This window comes from Streptomyces acidicola, from assembly GCF_009377235.1.
Taxonomy (GTDB): Bacteria; Actinomycetota; Actinomycetes; order Streptomycetales; family Streptomycetaceae; genus Streptomyces; species Streptomyces acidicola.
In genome coordinates, this window is sequence record NZ_VMNX01000219.1 from 1 (window position 1) to 15,880 (window position 15,880).

Below are 15,880 nucleotides of genomic sequence, written 5' to 3' on the forward strand. Positions count from 1 at the left end.
GGCGACGGGGTGACGGGGGTGACGGCAGTGAGGAAGGTGACGGGGGTGGCGGGTGAGCCCGGAACGGTCGTAGCACCTCTGCGCGTGCTCCCCACCGGGCCGCTGTCGTCCCTCTGAGACACTGGGCGCGATGACTGAGACAGCACTGCCGCCGACCGCGCCCCTGCGTGCCCGCGCCGAGATCGATCTCGCCGCACTGCGGGACAACGTGCGGGCGCTGCGCGCGCACGCGCCCGGCGCGGTCCTGATGGCCGTGGTGAAGTCCGACGCATACGGCCACGGGGCCGTGCGGTGCGCCCGGGCGGCCGTCGCGGCGGGGGCCGGCTGGCTGGGTACGGCGACACCCGAGGAGGCCCTGACCCTCCGCGCGGCCGGGCTGCCGGGACGCATCATGTGCTGGCTGTGGACCCCTGGCGGTCCCTGGCGGGAGGCCATCGAGGCCGACCTGGACGTCTCCGTCAGCGGACTGTGGGCGCTGCGGGAGGTCACCGAGGCGGCGGCAGCGGCCGGGGTACGCGCACGCGTGCACCTCAAGGCGGACACCGGACTAGGGCGGAGCGGCTGCCAGCCGGACGACTGGCCGGACCTCGTCGCGGGCGCCCTGCGCGCCGAGGCCGACGGACTGCTCACGGTCACCGGTCTGTGGTCCCACTTCGCGTGCGCCGACGAGCCCGGCCACCCCTCCATCGCGGCCCAGCTCACCCGCTTCCGCGAGATGGTCGCGTACGCCGAGCGGCAGGGCGCCCGCCCCGAGGTACGGCACATCGCCAACTCGCCCGCCACCCTCACCCTCCCCGAGGCCCACTTCGACCTCGTACGGACCGGAGTAGCGGTCTACGGGATCTCGCCCAGCCCCGAGGTCGGCACCCCCGCCGACTTCGGACTGCGGCCGGTGATGACCCTGAGCGCGTCCCTCGCCCTGGTGAAGCACGCTCCCGGCGGGCACGGCGTCTCCTACGGCCACCAGTACGTCACCCCGGGCGCCACGACCCTCGGCCTGGTGCCCGTCGGCTACGCGGACGGCATCCCGCGGCATGCCTCCGGCTCCGGCCCGGTGCTCGTCGGCGGCAAGTGGCGCACGGTCGCCGGACGGATCGCGATGGACCAGTTCGTGGTCGACCTCGGCGGGGACGAACCGCCCGCCGGTACGGAAGCGGTGCTTTTCGGACCGGGCGACCGGGGCGAGCCGACCGCCGAGGACTGGGCGCAGGCGGCCGGAACCATCGCGTATGAAATCGTCACCCGGATCGGAACGCGCGTTCCGCGCGTCTATGTGAACGACGACGCGTCTTAGGCGACCGTTTCCGATGAACAGCGACCGTTTCCGGTGAACGGCGACTGTTTCCGGTGAGCGACGCACAAGGCGGGTAGCCGCGCAGACGCGAAGAGGCGTGCGGCACGGCAGACCTGTGCCGGTACCACCCGACTGCAGGACAGAACGAGCATGCGTCCGTCAGGCCAGACGAAGGCCGCGGACCCCGGCGAGGAGGAGCGGGACGTGAGCGAGAGCAGCGCGAAGGCCATGGAGGCCGTCGCGAACGCGGCCTCGGCCGCCGCCTCCGCCGGGAACTGGCGCAAGGCCGGCATCGCGGGCGCGGCGATAGGCGTGGTCGCCGCGGGCGCCGCCGCCGGTGTCGCCATAGAGCGGCTCACCGTGGGCCGCGGCATGCGCAAGAAGGCCCGGCTCGCCCTCGACTCGACGGGACCGTACGGATCGTTGCGCGGCACGCCCGGCAAGGCGTACGCGGACGACGGCACCGAGCTGTACTACGAGGTGGACGACGTCGAGCCCGAAGCCGGTCTCGGTCCGCGCAAGCGCCGCCTCTTCGGACGCAAGGCCCCGGCCCCGGTCACCGTCGTGTTCTGCCACGGCTACTGCCTCAACCAGGACTCCTGGCACTTCCAGCGGGCCGCGCTGCGCGGTGTCGTACGGACCGTGCACTGGGACCAGCGCAGCCACGGTCGCTCCGGGCGGAACCCGGCACAGGCGGAGGGCCGGGTGCCGGTCACCATCGACCAGCTCGGCCGCGACCTCAAGGCGGTCATCGACGCGGCCGCGCCCGAGGGGCCGATCGTGCTCGTCGGGCACTCCATGGGCGGCATGACGATGATGGCGCTGGCCGCCCACTACCCCGAACTGATCCGCGACCGCGTCGTCGGCGCGGCGCTCATCGGCACGTCGTCGGGGCGGCTCGGAGAGGTCAACTTCGGGCTGCCCGTCGCGGGCGTCAACGCCATACGCCGTGTCCTGCCCAGTGTGCTGCGGGCGCTCGGGCAGCAGGCCGAGCTGGTGGAGAGGGGACGGCGGGCCACGGCCGACCTGTTCGCCGGGATCATCAAGCGGTACTCGTTCGCCACCCGGGACATCGACCCGGCGGTCGCACGGTTCGCCGAGCGCATGATCGAGGGCACGCCCATCGACGTGGTCGCCGAGTTCTACCCCGCCTTCACCGAGCACGACAAGACCGAGGCGCTGGTGCACTTCGCCGAGCTGCCCGTGCTCGTGCTGGCCGGCATCAAGGACCTCGTCACGCCGAGCGAGCACAGCGAGGCCATCGCGGACCTCCTGCCGGACGCGGAACTCGTGCTCGTGCCGGACGCCGGTCACCTGGTGATGCTGGAGCACCCCGAGGTGGTCATGGACCGCCTCGCCGACCTCCTCACGCGCGCGGGTGCCGTCCCGGCAGGGGCTACCGTTGGCCGTTATGGAAGCACCAGCAGCACCGCACAGCCCGGGTGAGCACCGGGCTTCCCCCGCGTCCGTGTCCGTGTCGGTAGAGCTCACCGTCAGCGCGCCCGAGCAGATGCGGGAGCTGGGCCGCCACCTCGCCAAGCTGCTGCGCGCGGGCGACCTCGTGATGCTCACCGGTGAACTCGGCGCGGGCAAGACGACGCTGACCCGGGGGCTCGGCGAGGGGCTGGGCGTGCGGGGCGCGGTCACGTCCCCGACCTTCGTCATCGCGCGTGTGCACCCCTCGCTGGGGGACGGGCCGCCGCTCGTGCACGTCGACGCGTACCGTCTGGGCGGCGGGCTCGACGAGATGGAGGACCTCGATCTCGACGTGTCGCTGTCCGACTCGGTGGTCGTCGTGGAGTGGGGCGAGGGCAAGGTCGAGGAGCTGACGGAGGACCGGCTGCACGTCCTCATCCACCGGGCCGTGGGGGACACGACGGACGAGGTCCGTCACGTCACGCTCCGCGGGGTCGGGGAGCGGTGGGCGGCCGTGGATCTGAGTGTGCTCTCGGCGTGAACGTTTCCGACAACGCGTCGGCAAGATGTTGCGTGGGGTGCCTCTTGCGTGGTCACATGGTAGTGGTCCGTAGTTAGGTGTACCTAACTTTCTTCGCCCCCAGGTTCCAGGAGGCGTCCCATGCAGGCTTCAGAACGAGACGAGACGCTGCCGCGGGCTGAGCGGGTGGCCGGGGTGCCCGGGGTTTCCATGCGGGAGCTTTTGGATTCCTGTGCGGCGGCTCGGGTGGTGTCGACTCCGTCGGCGCCCGAGCCTGTGCCTCCGGCGGAAGGTGAGGACGTACGGCGCCCCGAGGCTGCGTAGGCGCTTCGCGGGAATCGCGTGGGGGGCCTGCAGGTCGTTTGTCCGCCGACGGTGCGGTGTGGCTTGTCGCGCCCACGCGGCGGAGCCGCACATTGACACAGCCCCGCGCCCCTGAAAAACGCGCAGCTCCCCGCGCCCCTTACTGAGCGCGCCCGCGCCCTACTCGACCACCACGACCGTTCGGCCGATCGTCGCGAACTGCCACATCGCGTTGCCGTCCGCTCGGGACTCGCGGATGCCGCCCGTCTTGGTGGTGGGGTCGGGCTCGGGGGTGGAGCCGTCGACCGCGGCGCTGAAGCCGATGACGACGCCTTCGGCGGTGGTGAAGCGGACGACGTGCTCGATGGCGGTGCCGTCGGAGCCGGTGGTGGAGTTCGTGCGCGAGGTGACCCGGTAGGAGTCGGGGGCCGGGTCCACCGTGCTGGGGGTGACCTTGAAGGTGCGGGTCACCGTGTCGTTCGCGCCGACCAGCCAGACGCGGTCGTCGGAGAGCGAGTACACGACGCGTTGGCCGGAGCCCGAGTCGTCGGGCACGGGCGTCGGTGCCTTCTTGTCCGAGGGCGTCTTCGACTTCTTGGCCGCCGGGGACTCGGTGGCGGACGGCTTGCCCAGGTCGTCCGGCACGTTCGCCGACGCCTGGTAGGCGAGGAAACCGACTGCGGCGAGGGCCGCCGCGGTGAGCCCGGCCACGAATCCCGAGCTGCTACTGGCCACCTTCTGCGCCCACCTCTCGCACCTGAGTACGGCTCTGATGTCTTGTACGTCGTTCGATCAATTCTTCGTTGTGACGGTAGCAGGAGAGGGGCGGCTGTCCGGGGCGGCCGTCAGCGCGGCTCGGGCGCCGTAGGCTGTTTGCGTGCTCTTGCTCGCTCTGGATACCGCCACCCCCGCCGTGACCGTCGCGCTGCACGACGGGACGGACGTCGTCGCCTCGTCGAGTCAGGTGGACGCGCGCCGGCACGGGGAGCTGCTGCTGCCCGCCGTCGACCGAGTCCTCGCCGAGGCGGGCACGCGCCTCGACGCCGTCACCGGCATCGTCGTCGGCATCGGCCCCGGCCCGTACACCGGGCTGCGCGTCGGCCTCATGACCGCCGACACCTTCGGGCTCGCCCTCGGCGTCCCCGTCCACGGACTGTGCACGCTCGACGGACTCGCGTACGCGTCCGACCTCGACGTGCCGTTCGTCGTCGCCACGGACGCCCGCCGCAAGGAGGTGTACTGGGCGCGGTACGCGGACTCCCGTACGCGGGTGACCGACCCGGCCGTCGACCGGCCCGCCGAGATCGCCGACGCCGTGGCCGGACTCCCGGCGGTGGGCGCCGGTGCGCTGCTCTATCCGGACACCTTCCCGAAGGCGCACGAGCCCGAGCACGTGTCGGCCGCCGCGCTGGCCTCGCTGGCCGCAGGGAAGCTGGCCGCGGGCGAGGAACTGCCTCCGCCCCGGCCCCTCTACCTGCGCCGGCCCGACGCGCAGGTGCCCAAGAACTACAAGGTCGTCACCCCCAAGTGACCCAGGAGACCTCGGTGCTGCGCGAGATGCGCTGGTGGGACATAGATCCCGTACTGGAGCTGGAGAAGGCACTGTTCCCCGAGGACGCGTGGTCGCGGGGCATGTTCTGGTCCGAGCTGGCCCACGCCAGAGGGCCGGAGGCGACCCGGCGGTATGTCGTGGCCGTCCAGGGGGACCGCCTCGTGGGGTACGCGGGTCTCGCCGCGGGGGCCGGGTCCGACAGCGGCTCCGGTGCCGTGGCCGATGTGCAGACCGTTGCCGTCGCCCGTGACCAGTGGGGCACCGGGCTCGGCGCGCGGCTGATGGCCGAGCTGCTGCGGGCCGCCACCTCGTTCGACTGTGCCGAGATCATGCTCGAATGCCGCGTCGACAACGTCCGCGCCCAGAAACTGTATGAGCGCTTCGGCTTCGAGGCCATCGGCTTCCGGCGCGGCTACTACCAGCCGGGCAACGTGGACGCCCTGGTGATGAGGCTCAGCACGGCACCCGAGAGCGGCCCGGCCGCGGGTGCACCCTCCGTGAACGGCGTACAAGGAACCGAGATCAATGGCTGACGAACCCCTCGTCCTCGGCATCGAGACCTCCTGCGACGAGACCGGTGTCGGCATCGTCCGCGGCACCACCCTGCTCGCGGACGCGATCGCGTCCAGCGTCGACGAGCACGCCCGCTTCGGCGGTGTGGTGCCCGAGGTCGCCTCCCGCGCGCACCTGGAGGCGATGGTGCCGACCATCGACCGTGCGCTGAAGGAGGCGGGGGTCAGCGCGCGCGACCTGGACGGCATCGCGGTCACCGCCGGTCCGGGCCTGGCCGGTGCCCTCCTGGTGGGCGTCTCGGCGGCGAAGGCGTACGCGTACGCGCTGGGCAAGCCGCTGTACGGCGTCAACCATCTGGCGTCCCACATCTGCGTGGACCAGCTGGAGCACGGCGCGCTGCCCGAGCCGACGATGGCGCTGCTGGTGAGCGGCGGGCACTCCTCCCTGCTGCTGTCCACGGACATCACCTCCGACGTACGGCCGATGGGCTCGACCATCGACGACGCGGCGGGCGAGGCCTTCGACAAGATCGCCCGCGTCCTCGACCTGGGCTTCCCGGGCGGTCCGGTCATCGACCGGTACGCCCGCGAGGGCGACCCGGGCGCCATCGCGTTCCCGCGCGGGCTGACCGGCCCCCGCGACCCGGTGTACGACTTCTCCTTCTCCGGCCTGAAGACGGCCGTGGCCCGCTGGATCGAGGCCAAGCGCGCGGCGGGGGAGGAGGTCCCGGTGCGCGATGTGGCGGCGTCCTTCCAGGAGGCCGTGGTGGACGTCCTGACCCGCAAGGCCGTACGGGCCTGCCGTGACGAGGGCGTCGACCACCTCATGATCGGCGGCGGCGTCGCGGCGAACTCCCGCCTGCGCGCCCTCGCCCAGGAACGCTGCGAGGCGGCCGGCATCCGACTTCGGGTTCCCCGGCCCAAGCTGTGCACGGACAACGGGGCGATGGTGGCGTCACTGGGCGCCGAGATGGTCGCCCGCGGGCGTGCCGCCTCGGACTGGGACCTGTCGGCGGACTCGTCGCTCCCCGTGACGGACCCGCATGTGCCGGGCATCGCGCACACGCATGCCCACGACCACGTCCATGAGGTGAGCAAGGAGAACCTCTACTCGTGACCGTCGCCCTGATGTGGGAGGCCCGGGCAGTGGCGGGCCGGGGTGAGGAGCTCCTCGCCTGGGCCCGCGCGCAGGAACTGCCGTCCTCCCCCCTGCGCCGCGAGACGTTCCGCGCACCGGAGGACCGGGTCCTCGTCATCACCTGGTGGGACGCTCCGTACGACGCCGAACTGCCCGAGCTGCCGGAGCCGGGCGGGGAGTTGGTGATGCGGGCAGTGCACCGGTGGCGGTTCGAGTCGCTGGGCCAGAGCCATCAGAAGCCCCTGGGGCCATCAGAAGGGCCCTGAGCCCTGTCGCCGGAGTCCTGTCGTCGGCGTCTGCTCGGCGTCCTGCCGTCGGCATGGACGGGCCGGTCGGGCGGCGTGGTCGTAGCCTGGGAAGCGTCGGCCTGCCGACGCGGGTCGCGTCCCGGTGAGGTGTGTCATGGCGGAGACCAGCGGATACCTGCCCATCGCAGAGCACGGGCTGATCGGTGATCTGCGGACCGTGGCCCTCGTGGGCAGCAACGGCACGATCGACTGGTACTGCTGCCCCCGCTTCGACGCGCCGAGCGTGTTCGCCTCCCTCCTGGACGCGGAGCGGGGCGGCTGCTTCGAGCTGGCGGCGAGCGTGCCCGCGCGGACCAAGCAGTTCTACTTCCCCGACACCAATGTGCTGATCACCCGCTTCTTCACCGAGGAGGGTGTGGGGGAGGTCCAGGACTTCATGCCGATACGGGGCGAGGAGACGGGCACTGGAGGCGAGGCCGGACGGCACCGGCTGATCCGGCGGGTGCTGTGCGTGCGCGGCACCGTCCCGTTCCGGGTGCTCGTGGCGCCACGGTTCAACTACGGAGCCGACCCGCACACGCTGCGGAACCTCGGCGACGTGGCGGTCTTCGAGTCCGCCGGGCTGGCGCTCGCCCTGACCTCCACCGTGCCCCTGGAACACGACGGCTCCGACGCCCGCGCCACGTTCAAGCTCGCCGAGGGCGAGGTCGCCGTGTTCGCGCTCGACCAGGTCGGCGGTGCCGTGGCGCCGCGCGGGTGTGCCCGCTTCGAGGCCGAGCGGGAGTTCGGGGAGACGGTGGCGTACTGGCGGCGCTGGCTGTCCTCCTCGCGCTACCGCGGCCGCTGGCGGGAGATGGTGCACCGCTCCGCGCTCACGCTGAAGCTCCTCACCTACGCCCCCACCGGCGCCATCGTGGCCGCGCCCACCACCAGCGTGCCCGAGCAGCTCGGCGGCGAGCGGAACTGGGACTACCGGTACGTGTGGGTCCGCGACGCCGCCTTCTGCGTGTACGCCCTGCTGCGACTGGGTTTCTCCGACGAGGCCGAGGCGTTCATGGGGTTCCTGGTCCGGCACATCAGCTCGGGGGACGGCGGCCCGTCCGGCCCGTTGCAGATCCTGTACGGCATCGACGGCCGCACGGACGTGCCCGAGCACGTGCTCGACCACCTGGACGGCCACCGCGGCTCGGCACCGGTCCGAGTCGGCAACGCCGCCGCCGGCCAGCTCCAGCTGGACATCTACGGCGCCCTGATCGACTCGATCTACCTCTACGACAAGTGGGCTCAGCCCATCTCCAGCGACCAGTGGGACGACGTCTGCGACCTCGTCGACTGGGTGTGCGAGCACTGGGACCAGCCCGACGAGGGCATCTGGGAGACCCGCGGCGGGCGCAAGCAGTTCCTGTACTCCCGGCTGATGTGCTGGGTGGCCGTCGAACGCGCGATCCGGATGGCCAACCGGCGCGGCCTGCCCGCCGACATCATCCGCTGGCGCCAGGCCCGCGACGCCATCTACCGCCGGATCATGACCCACGGCTGGTCCGCCGACCGCGGCGCGTTCGTGCAGTACGAGGACGGCGACGTCCTCGACGCCGCCGTCCTGATGATGCCCCTGGCCAAGCTCATCTCGCCCACCGACCCCAAGTGGCTCTCCACGCTCGACGCGCTCACCCGGGAACTGGTGTCCGACTCCCTCGTCTACCGCTACGACCCGGAGGCCAGCCCCGACGGCCTCTACGGCGAGGAGGGCACGTTCTCCATCTGCTCCTTCTGGTACGTCGAGGCAATGACCAGGGCCGGACGGATCGACGAGGCCCGGCTCGCCTTCGAGAAGATGCTCACCTACGCCAACCACCTCGGTCTGTACGCCGAGGAGATCAGCCGCACCGGCGAACAGCAGGGCAACTTCCCGCAGGCCTTCACCCACCTGGCGCTGATCAGCGCGGCCTTCAACCTCGACCGCGCCCTCGGCTGAGCTTTCACTCCGGCACGGACACCGTCGTCTCGCAGTACAGCCGCCTGTCCGGGCCCAGGACGCGCTCCGGTCCCGTCAGGGTCAGGCGCGCCGTGTGGCGCACGTCGGCGCTCGACGCCGCCAACCGCAGTTCCAGGGCGCCGGGTTCGACCACGCGGCGGCCGGTGCGGTCGGTGAACGAGGACAGGTCGGTGTGGAAGCGGAAGGTCACCCGACGTGCCTCGCCCGGTGCCAGCTCCACGCGCTGGTAGCCGATCAGGCGGACGTCCGGGCGGGTCACGCGGGCCACCGGGTCGTGCAGATAGAGCTGGACGACCTCGGCGCCCGCACGGTCGCCCGTGTTGCGGACGGTGACCGACACGTCGTACGTGCCGTCCGTGCCGATCTCCGGCTGCGGGCCGCCCGCGGTGTCCTTGGTGTCCTGGGTGTCTTCGGTGCCCTCGGGGTTCTCGGCGTCTTCGGTGTCTTCGGCGTTCTCCCACGCGAACGACGTGTACGAGCAGCCGTGCCCGAAGGGGTACAGCGGTGTCGGATCCAGGCTGCTGGCGTCGCTCGCCAGGCCGAGCGGGGGCTGCAGATACGTCCACGGCTGGCCTCCGGGGCGGCGCGGCACGCTCACGGGGAGGCGGCCCGACGGATCGACACGGCCCGACAGCGCTCCCGCCACCGCCGGGCCGCCCTCCTCCCCCGGGAAGAACGCCTGGAGCGCACCCGCCAGCCGGCCCTCCCAACGGCCCAGGGCGTACGGGCGGCCCGTGAGCAGGACCAGCACCACCGGCGTGCCCGTCGCTGCCAAGGCGTCCAGCAGAGCGCCCTGGACACCGGGAAGCCGCAGGTCCTCCGCGTCACAGCCCTCGCCCGACGTGCCCCGCCCGAAGAGGCCCGCCATGTCGCCGAGGACCGCAACGCAGACGTCCGCCTCCGCCGCCCGCGCCACCGCCTCCGGGAAGCCGGCCGTGTCGTCACCGGATACGTCGCAGCCGGGCGTGTACGTGATCTTCGCATCGGGGAGTTCCGTGCGCAGGGCGTCGACGAGCGTCGGGATCTCGATGCCCAAGGGGGTCTCGGGATCCAGCGTGCCCACGTGGGACGGGAAGGAGTAGCAGCCCAGCATGGCGAGGGGGTCGTCGGCCCGCGGGCCCACCAGCGCGATCCGGGTGTCGGGGGCGAGGGGGAGCAGGCCCTCCGGGTTGGCCAGGAGGACCACCGACCTCTCGGCCAGGCGGCGGGCCAGGTCCCGGTTCTGCGGTGAGTCCAGGTCAACGGGCGTCGTGGGCTCCGGAGCCCAGTCCTCGTCCAGCAGACCCAGCTCGCACTTCTGGAGCAGCGCCCGGTGTGCCGCCCGGTCCACCAGGGCCTCGGGGACCGCGCCCTCCCGTACGGCCTCCGCCAGCGGGTCGCCGTAGCAGCGCAGGGTGGGGAGTTCCACGTCGAGGCCCGCGGCCAGGGCCGCGTGGGCCGCCTCCGCACGGGTTCCGGCGATCCGGTGGTGCGTCTGGAGGAGAGCGATGCCGAAGTAGTCGGAGACGACCGTTCCGGTGAAGCCCCAGGTCTCCCGCAGGAGTTCGGTCAGCAGGAACGGGTCCGCGGAGGCCGGGACTCCGTCCGTCTCGTTGTACGCGGCCATCACCGAGCGCGCCCCGCCCTCCCGCACCGCCATCTCGAACGGGGGCAGCGTCACGTCGGCGAACTCCCGCACCCCGGCCCGCACCGGCGCCTGGTTGCGCGCGCCCAGGGAGGCCGAGTAGCCCGCGAAGTGCTTCAGCGTGGCCACGATCCCGGCGGACTCCAGGCCTCGTACGTACGCCGTGCCGATCGTGCCGACGAGGTACGGGTCCTCCCCGATGGTCTCCTCGACCCGGCCCCAGCGCAGGTCCCGTACCACGTCCAGGACGGGGGCGAGGCCCTGGTGCACGCCCACCGACGCCAGGTCGCGGCCGATGTGCCGCGCCATCTCCTCGACCAGCGCCGGGTCGAAGGTCGCGCCCCAGGCCAGCGGCACCGGGTACGCGGTGGCCCCCCAGGTCGTGAAGCCCGCCAGGCACTCCTCGTGGGCGACGGCCGGGACGCCGAAACGGTTCGCGGCGACGATGCGGCGCTGGGCGCGGGCCAGCGCCTGCGCACCCAGCGCCGGGTCCACGGGAGCCGTACCGAAGGAGCGGGTGAGTTGGCCGAGGCCCCGGGTGATCACCTCGTCGAAGTCGACGGTCTCGGCCATCTCGTCCTGGTGGGGGGCGACCCCCTCGCCGTCCGTGGCGGCGCCCACCCACACGCCGTACAGCTGGGCGGTCTTCTCCTCCAGGGTCATACGGGAGAGCAGGTCGTCGACACGGACCGCGGCGGGGAGGGCGCGGTCACGCCATGAGGCGGTGGTCATGAAACTCCTGTCAGAGTCGGTCTGTCGGAGAGGTCCGAGCTGAGGGAGAGGTCCGAGCTGAGGGAGAGGTTCGGGCTGGGGGAGAGGTCTGGGCTGAGGGAGAAGGCCGAACTGAGGGAGAGGTTCCAGCTGTCGGGGAGGTCCAAGCTCTCGGAGAGATGCGGGTTCACTTGCCGCCCACGCCCATCAGGCCGCCCACGAGAGCTCGGCGGGCCACCAGGTAGACGGTGAAGATCGGGATGCCGGACAGCACGACCGAGGCCAGCAGCGCCGGGATGTTGACACCGAACTGGCTGACGTAGTTGAAGAGCCCGAGGGTGAGGACGCGCGGGCCGTCCGACTGGGTGAAGATCAGCGGGAAGAGGAAGCCGTTCCAGGCCTGGAGCGCCGCGTAGATCACCACGGTGCTGATACCGCCCTTGGCGAGCGGGATCGTCAGCTGGAACAGCATCCGCAGCGGGGACGCGCCGTCCAGGGCCATCGCCTCGTACAGGTCCTCCGACACGTCCCGGAGCGTGCCGACCAGCACCAGCACCGAGACCGGCATCGCGAAGGCCGCCGTCGGCAGGATGACCGCCAGGAGGGTGTCGTACAGGTCGAGCTGGGCGATCAGGAGGTAGAGGGGGACCACGACCGCCTGGGCCGGGATCGCCACGCCCAGCAGGAACAGGCGGAAGGCCGTGGTCGACCAGCGGTCGCGGGTGCGGACGGCCACGTAGGCGAGGGGGACACAGAGCACGAGGACGATGCCCACGACCGCCACGGCCACGATCACCGTGTTGCCGAGCAGATGCCCGAACCCGGTGTGGAGGACGGTGTTGTAGTTGTCGAGGGTCGGACTCGTCGGCGGTTTCAGGGGGTTGCCGGTGAGGGCCTTGTCCTGGCCGGTGAGAGAGGCCGACAGCATCGCGTAGACCGGGATGACGACGATCGCGAGCCAGACGACCGAGCCGAGGCCCGCGACCGGGTTCGCGCGCCTCGTCCAGTGCCTGCGGCGGCGGCCGGGTGCGGGTGGCTCCCGGCCGGGCTCGTGGGTCCTCGCGGGACGCGGCAACGTATCGTGTGACACCCCGTCACATCCCTTCGCGCGTGCTGCGCATGGTGCCGAAGCCGGTCATCCGGACCAGCAGCAGCGACAGGCCGGTGGCGGCCAGCACCAGGAACGACGCGATGGCGCTGGCGTAGCCGAAGTCGTACGACTTGAAGCCCGCCTCGTACATCAGGTACGGCAGGATCGCCGTGTCCGTGCCCGGACCGCCCTTGGTGAGGATCAGCACCGTCTCGAAGTACGTGAGCGAGCCGACGACGATCAGCACGGTCGACGTCGTGATGGTGTGCCGCAGCTGAGGCAGCGTGATGGAGAAGAACTGGCGGTAGCGGCCCGCGCCGTCGATGGCCGCCGCCTGGTACAGGACCTGTGGGATCTGCCGGGCGCCGCCCTGGTAGATCAGCGTGTGGAACGGGATGAACTGCCAGCCGCCGACGAACACGATCGCGAGGAAAGCCCCGCTGGACGAGCCGAGGACGTCCCTCTGGATGATGCCGAAGTTCGGGTCGAGCAGGGCGTAGAAGAGCACCGCGATGGCGGTGGAGGACAGCAGGAACGGCACGAAGAAGATCGCGGACAGGACCGCCCGGTTGCGCTGGCGGCCCGCCGCCCACACGCCCAGCAGCAGGGCCACCACCGTCTGGAACGCCCAGCTCGCGAACGTCAGCAGCACGGTCAGCCGCAGCGACTGGGTCAGCCGTGGGTCGTCGAGCAGCTTTCGCCAGTTGTCCAGGCCGACGGGCTGCGGGTCGCCGAGGCCGTCCCACCTGGTGAAGGACAGGTAGAAGGCCAGGGCCATCGGGACGACCGCGAAGAAGGTGAAGAAGGCTACGGCGGGTAGCGCCCAGGCCGCGTGGGGGCGGCCGGTCCGGGTTCCCTGCGTTTGGGCGGCTGGCTGCTTGTACCCCTTGTACCCCTTGTATCCCTTGTGTCGCTTGTGTTGCTTGTGTCGCTTGTCGAGCGTCGCGCTCACTTCAGCCCCTTGCAGGCCGTCACGAACTGGCTCGGCGACGACTTCCCCGCGAACAGCTTGCCGATCTCCGTGTGCATCTTCGTGCCCAGTGCGTCGCCCAGCGCCTGGTCCCAGGAGAGCGTGAAGGCCGGGGCCTGCTCCACCATGTCGTACTGGAACCTCGCGTACTCCGGGTTGGGCGCGGAGGAGAGCAGTTCGGCCGCGTTCGACGTGGTCGGGACGTCACCGAGGTCGATCAGGTCCTTCGCGTACGCCTGGGACGCGCAGTCCTTGAGGAACGCGACGGCCAGGTCCTTGTTCCGTGTGCGGGCGTTGACGGACCAGTAGTTGGTGGGGTTGCCGACGACGTTGCGGACGTCGCCCGTGCCGTCCTCGACCTTCGGGAACGCGGCCCAGCCCAGGTTGTTCCTGGCGAAGTCCGGGAACTTGCCGAGCTGCGTCGGGTACTCCCACGAGCCCATCAGGTGCATGGCGGCCTTGCCCTTGGCGAAGACCGCGGGGGCGCCGCCGTTGACGAACGACACCGAGGTGAACTTGGAGCCGAAGGCACCGTCGTCGACGAGTTCCTTCACCATCTCGGCGGCCCTGAGGACCGCCGGGTCGCCCCAGCCCTCGGCGTCGCCGTCCTGGATGCGTTTGAAGACTTCAGGGCCGCCGATGCGGTCGACGAGGTACTCCAGCCACATCAGCTCGGGCCAGATGTCGGCGCCGCCGAGTGCGAACGGGGTGATCCCCGCCTTCTTCAGCTTGGCGTTGTTGTCGAGCAACTGGTCCCAGGTGGTGGGCGGTTGCAGCTTGTGCTCGGCGAAGACGGACTTGTTGTAGAAGAGGATCACGGGCTGCATGCCGCGCATCGGTATGCCGTAGTGGCGGCCCTTGAGATCGCCGGCGGCGAGCACCGCGGGCAGGAAGCCGTCCTTGAGGACCGGGTCGTCGCTGATGATGTCGGTGAGGTCGACGAGCTTGCCGGCCTCCTCGTACGCCTTGATGGAGCCGCCGCCCCAGTTGAAGAAGACGTCCGGGGCGCTCGGTGAGCCCATGGCCGTGCGGAGCTTGGGGGAGTAGTCGGAGCCGGGGACCTTCTCCAGCTTGACCGTGCCTCCCGCCTTCTTCGCGGTGGCCGACTTGTTGAAGCGGGCCACGCCCGCCTCCTGGACCTTCACCGCGTCGTCGCCGTACACGAAGGCGGTGATCGTGCCGCTGTCGCCGCCCGAGCCGCTGCCGGAGCCGCAGGCCGTGAGTCCCGTGGTGAGCAACGTGGTGGCACCGGCGCCCAGCACCCAGCGCCTGCTGAACGTACGGCTGCCCGGGCTCCCGCCGCCGGACCGACCTCTGTGCGACTCCATTGCAGCACTCACCCTTGCTCACCCTTCGCGAATGTTTCGGATGGCACTTCGAATGTTCCGGGAACGTAGGGCGCCCGAAGGGGTCCGTCAAGGGGTCGCGCAGGGATACGATCCGGCCCATGAAACCTCCGAAGCCCGAGGAAACCCCGACAAGACCGCAGGGGACGCAGTCCACGCAGACGGCGACGCTCGCCGAGATCGCCCGTGAGGCAGGGGTCTCGGCTCCGACTGTTTCGAAGGTGCTCAACGGCCGGGCCGACGTCGCCCCGGCGACGCGCACCCGCGTCGAGGAACTGCTGCGCGAGTACGGCTACCGGCGGCGCCGAGCGGAGGCGACCCGCTCACCGCTCGTCGACGTGGTCTTCCACGAACTGGAGAGCGCCTGGGCGATGGAGGTCATCCGGGGCGTCGAGACGGTGGCGCGGGAGGCCGGACTGAGCGTGGTCCTCTCCGAGAGCGCGGGCCGGCTGACGCCCGGCCGCACCTGGGCCGACCAGGTCGCGGCGCGCCGCCCGCACGGGGTGGTGCTGGTTCTCTCCGGGCTGGACGCGTCCCAGCGCGCGCTGCTGACCAGCAGGTCCATCCCGTTCGTGGTGATGGACCCGGCGGGCGACCCGGGCGACGACGTGCCCTCGATCGGCGCGACGAACTGGCAGGGTGGGCTGGCCGCGACCCGGCATCTGGTCGAACTGGGGCACGAACGCATCGGTGCGATCAGCGGGCCCTCGCGGATGATGTGCAGCCGGGCGCGGGTGGACGGCTACCGGGCGGCGCTGGAGACGGCCGGGCTGCCGGTGGACCCGGAGCTGATCAAGGCCGGCGACTTCCATCACGAGACCGGCTACCGGCTGGGGCTCGAACTGCTCCGTCTGCCGGACCGCCCCACCGCCGTCTTCGCGGGCAACGACCTCCAGGCGCTCGGCCTGTACGAGGCGGCGCGCGAGCTGGGGCTGCGGATTCCGGAGGACCTGAGCGTGGTCGGGTTCGACGACCTGCCGGTGGCCCGCTGGGTGGGACCGCCGCTGACGACGATACGGCAGCCGCTGATGGAGATGGCCGAGGCGGCTACGCGGCTGGTGCTCGACCTGGGGCGCGAGGAGGGGTCACCGGCGGCGACTCGGGTGGAGCTGGCGACGAGCCTGGTGGTCCGGAGCAGTACGGGGGCTGTCTCTTATACA

Annotated in this window: 14 protein-coding genes; 9 read left to right on the top strand and 5 right to left on the bottom strand. The window is 71.4% G+C overall.

The genetic code is table 11. The features are described from left to right. The first annotated feature begins 130 nt into the window (after positions 1 to 130). The 3 genes from alr to tsaE all read left to right on the top strand — a co-directional run bounded on the left by alr (position 131) and on the right by tsaE (position 3,251). Positions 131 to 1,294: an alanine racemase gene (gene alr / locus FPZ41_RS36615; RefSeq protein ID WP_152867875.1), complete on the top strand. Its 1,164-nt coding sequence runs from the start codon at positions 131 to 133 to the stop codon at positions 1,292 to 1,294. A 204-nt stretch (positions 1,295 to 1,498) separates the two neighbouring features. Next, positions 1,499 to 2,740 (top strand): alpha/beta fold hydrolase, encoded by a 1,242-nt coding sequence (locus FPZ41_RS36620; RefSeq protein WP_322621177.1) that lies wholly within the window; start codon positions 1,499 to 1,501, stop codon positions 2,738 to 2,740. Further along, complete coding sequence (tsaE, locus tag FPZ41_RS36625) at positions 2,706 to 3,251, top strand: tRNA (adenosine(37)-N6)-threonylcarbamoyltransferase complex ATPase subunit type 1 TsaE (RefSeq protein WP_152867877.1); 546 nt, start codon at positions 2,706 to 2,708, stop codon at positions 3,249 to 3,251. The genes FPZ41_RS36620 and tsaE overlap by 35 nt, the downstream gene beginning before the upstream one ends. 462 nt (positions 3,252 to 3,713) lie before the next feature. Here the strand turns inward: tsaE and FPZ41_RS36635 are convergent, their stop codons facing one another. Beyond that, entirely contained in the window at positions 3,714 to 4,268 is a 555-nt protein-coding gene (locus tag FPZ41_RS36635) for a hypothetical protein (RefSeq protein WP_322621178.1), read from the bottom strand. 142 nt (positions 4,269 to 4,410) lie between these two features. Between FPZ41_RS36635 and tsaB the strand changes: the two genes are divergently transcribed. From tsaB to FPZ41_RS36660, 5 genes are all read left to right on the top strand, one after another. After that, the gene (gene tsaB / locus FPZ41_RS36640) at positions 4,411 to 5,064 is read left to right on the top strand and encodes a tRNA (adenosine(37)-N6)-threonylcarbamoyltransferase complex dimerization subunit type 1 TsaB (RefSeq protein WP_322621179.1); all 654 of its coding nucleotides are present in this window, start codon (positions 4,411 to 4,413) and stop codon (positions 5,062 to 5,064) included. A 26-nt stretch (positions 5,065 to 5,090) separates the two neighbouring features. Then, positions 5,091 to 5,618: a ribosomal protein S18-alanine N-acetyltransferase gene (gene rimI, locus FPZ41_RS36645; RefSeq protein ID WP_152867888.1), complete on the top strand. Its 528-nt coding sequence runs from the start codon at positions 5,091 to 5,093 to the stop codon at positions 5,616 to 5,618. After that, positions 5,611 to 6,714 carry a tRNA (adenosine(37)-N6)-threonylcarbamoyltransferase complex transferase subunit TsaD gene (tsaD, locus tag FPZ41_RS36650; protein WP_152867878.1) on the top strand — a complete coding sequence of 368 codons (1,104 nt, stop codon included), beginning with the start codon at positions 5,611 to 5,613 and terminating at the stop codon, positions 6,712 to 6,714. The genes rimI and tsaD overlap by 8 nt, the downstream gene beginning before the upstream one ends. Next, complete coding sequence (locus FPZ41_RS36655) at positions 6,711 to 7,001, top strand: hypothetical protein (protein ID WP_322621180.1); 291 nt, start codon at positions 6,711 to 6,713, stop codon at positions 6,999 to 7,001. The genes tsaD and FPZ41_RS36655 overlap by 4 nt, the downstream gene beginning before the upstream one ends. A gap of 136 nt (positions 7,002 to 7,137) precedes the next feature. Continuing rightward, complete coding sequence (locus tag FPZ41_RS36660) at positions 7,138 to 8,958, top strand: glycoside hydrolase family 15 protein (RefSeq protein WP_152867879.1); 1,821 nt, start codon at positions 7,138 to 7,140, stop codon at positions 8,956 to 8,958. 4 nt (positions 8,959 to 8,962) lie between these two features. On the opposite strand, the gene FPZ41_RS36665 is transcribed toward FPZ41_RS36660, so the two are convergent. The 4 genes from FPZ41_RS36665 to FPZ41_RS36680 form a co-directional block, all read right to left on the bottom strand. Further along, positions 8,963 to 11,335 carry a beta-xylosidase/alpha-l-arabinosidase gene (locus FPZ41_RS36665; protein ID WP_152867880.1) on the bottom strand — a complete coding sequence of 791 codons (2,373 nt, stop codon included), beginning with the start codon at positions 11,333 to 11,335 and terminating at the stop codon, positions 8,963 to 8,965. A gap of 166 nt (positions 11,336 to 11,501) precedes the next feature. Then, a complete protein-coding gene (locus FPZ41_RS36670) occupies positions 11,502 to 12,404 on the bottom strand; it encodes a carbohydrate ABC transporter permease (RefSeq protein ID WP_407698865.1) in 903 nt (300 codons plus the stop codon). Positions 12,405 to 12,408: 4 nt separating this feature from the next. After that, on the bottom strand, positions 12,409 to 13,356 hold the full coding sequence (locus FPZ41_RS36675; RefSeq protein ID WP_322621181.1) for a carbohydrate ABC transporter permease: 948 nt from the start codon (positions 13,354 to 13,356) through the stop codon (positions 12,409 to 12,411). Further along, the gene (locus tag FPZ41_RS36680) at positions 13,353 to 14,702 is read right to left on the bottom strand and encodes an ABC transporter substrate-binding protein (protein WP_152867882.1); all 1,350 of its coding nucleotides are present in this window, start codon (positions 14,700 to 14,702) and stop codon (positions 13,353 to 13,355) included. The genes FPZ41_RS36675 and FPZ41_RS36680 overlap by 4 nt, the downstream gene beginning before the upstream one ends. Before the next feature lie 119 nt (positions 14,703 to 14,821). On the opposite strand from FPZ41_RS36680, the gene FPZ41_RS36685 reads away from it, so the two are divergent. After that, positions 14,822 to 15,880, top strand: a 1,059-nt coding sequence (locus FPZ41_RS36685) for a LacI family DNA-binding transcriptional regulator (RefSeq protein ID WP_152867884.1), incomplete at its 3' end; no start/stop codon positions are given.